The organism is Streptomyces sp. NRRL B-24572 (assembly GCF_002156145.1).
In the GTDB taxonomy this organism is placed as follows: Bacteria; Actinomycetota; Actinomycetes; order Streptomycetales; family Streptomycetaceae; genus Streptomyces; species Streptomyces vietnamensis.
Genome location: NZ_MWIG01000340.1, coordinates 1 through 2,290, shown reverse-complemented (window position 1 = coordinate 2,290; position 2,290 = coordinate 1). Strand labels below are relative to the sequence as shown.

The following is a 2,290-nucleotide window of genomic DNA, read 5'->3' as shown; positions in this document are numbered from 1 at the left end:
CGCGCTCGCGACCATCTGAGTGACCGTCCGAGGGCCGATCCGGCACACGGTGTGAAGACTCTGTGGGGGGCCGATGGCGGGATGCGTTTCCCGCTGTCGGCCCCCCGTTCCGTGACGTACGGTTTCTGCAGATGAGAGAAACACCCCGGGCGGAGCCTCCCCAGCCCCGCCCACACCGTGCCTTCGTGCACACCGCCGGGGCCTCGTGCCCCGGAACTCCTCACCGATCGGATGGCCGCCCGCCCCATACCCCCCGGGGCGCGCGGCCATCCGATCGGTGAGGAGTTCCGGGGCACGAGGCCCCGGCGGTGTGCACGAAGGCACGGTGTGGGCGGGGCTGGGGAGGCTCCGCCCGGGGTGTTTCTCTCATCTGCAGAAACCGTACGTCACGGAACGGGGGGCCGACAGCGGGAAACGCATCCCGCCATCGGCCCCCCACAGAGTCTTCACACCGTGTGCCGGATCGGCCCTCGGACGGTCACTCAGATGGTCGCGAGCGCGGCCTCGATGACGTCCAGACCCTCGTTGAGCAGGTCCTCGCCGATGACCAGCGGCGGCAGGAAGCGCAGCACGTTGCCGTAGGTGCCGCAGGTCAGGACGAGCACGCCCTCGTTGTGGCAGTACTTGGCGAGCGCGGCGGCGGCCTCCGGCGCCGGCTCCTTCGTCGCCGGGTCCTTCACCAGCTCGATGGCGATCATGGCGCCGCGGCCACGGATGTCACCGATGACCGGGAACTTCTCCTGCATGGCGGTGAGGCGGCCCTTCATGACCTCCTCGATGCGCTTGGCCTTGCCGTTGAGGTCGAGCTCCTTCATCGTCTCGATGGAGCCGAGCGCACCGGCGCACGCGACCGGGTTGCCACCGTAGGTGCCGCCCAGACCGCCGCCGTGGACGGAGTCCATGATCTCGGCGCGGCCGGTGACGGCGGCGAGCGGCAGACCGCCCGCGATGCCCTTGGCGGTGGTGATGAGGTCCGGGACGATGCCCTCGTCCTCGCAGGCGAACCACTGGCCGGTACGGCAGAAGCCGGCCTGGATCTCGTCCGCGACGAAGACGATGCCGTTGTCGTTGGCGAACTTCACGATCGCCGGCAGGAAGCCCTTGGCCGGCTCGATGAAGCCGCCCTCGCCGAGGACCGGCTCGATGACGATCGCGGCGACGTTCTCGGCGCCGATCTGCTTGGTGATGTTGTCGATCGCCTGGGCGGCGGCCTCAGGGCCGCAGTTCTCGGCACCGGTGGGCCAGCGGTAGCCGTAGGCGACCGGCACGCGGTAGACCTCGGGCGCGAACGGACCGAAGCCCTGCTTGTACGGCATGTTCTTCGCCGTCATGCCCATGGTGAGGTTGGTGCGGCCGTGGTAGCCGTGGTCGAAGACGACGACGGCCTGGCGCTTGGTGTACGAGCGGGCGATCTTCACCGCGTTCTCGACGGCCTCGGCGCCCGAGTTGAACAGCGCGGACTTCTTGGCGTGGTCGCCCGGGGTCAGCTCGGCGAGGGCCTCGCAGACCTCGACGTAGCCCTCGTACGGCGTGACCATGAAACAGGTGTGGGTGAAGTCCTGCAGCTGCGCGGAGGCGCGGCGCACGACGGCCTCGGCGGAGGCGCCGACCGAGGTCACGGCGATGCCGGAGCCGAAGTCGATCAGACGGTTGCCGTCGACGTCCTCGATGATGCCGCCGCCGGCCCGCGCGGTGAAGACGGGCAGCGTGGAGCCGACGCCACCGGCGACCGTGTCGAGACGGCGGGCCTGAAGCTCCTGCGACTTCGGACCGGGGATGGCGGTGACGACGCGCCGCTCCTGCGGGACAGCGTTCATGCGGGGCTCCTGGGGGTGTTCTGGACGCACTTGCGGGTTTCCTCCGCAGGCTAGGCGCGGGGGAGGGGGTCGGGCATGCGCCGATCGGGAGTGGTGGCGGGTGTGTCGTTGTCCGGGATGGACATGGCGGCTCCGCTTCCGCGGTACGGGATGGGCGCGGCGGCTGCGGTTCTGCGGCGCGGGCACGTTCCGGACGAGTGGGGGAGGCCCTCGACCGTACGGGTGGTCGAATCCCCTCCCGGGGGCGCCGGGCCCACTAGATTGACGGTGGCACAGATGCGGCGACCTGGCTGGTCAGGGGGCAGGGGTTCATGGAGACCGACGGCACGTACGAGTCACGCGACATGGCCGGGGGGGCGGCGCCGCCGCCTCCGCCTAAGGGGGTCCCGCCGGTCGCGCAGGACCCGTCCGTCCCGGCCGCCCCGTCGATCCCGCCGGTCGCGCCGGTTCCGCGGCCCGCGGGCCCGCCGCCG

Annotated in this window: 1 protein-coding gene and 1 pseudogene; one reads left to right on the top strand and one right to left on the bottom strand. The window is 71.1% G+C overall.

The genetic code is table 11. The features are described 5' to 3' along the window. Positions 1-131: 131 nt before the first annotated feature. Positions 132-266: pseudogene (locus CCN56_RS44710) on the top strand (phosphoesterase); the annotation flags it as partial. 216 nt (positions 267-482) lie between these two features. Here CCN56_RS44710 and gabT read toward each other — a convergent pair. Continuing rightward, positions 483-1,817, bottom strand: coding sequence for a 4-aminobutyrate--2-oxoglutarate transaminase (gene gabT, locus CCN56_RS21085; protein WP_086829026.1), 1,335 nt, complete (start codon positions 1,815-1,817; stop codon positions 483-485). Positions 1,818-2,290: the final 473 nt, after the last annotated feature.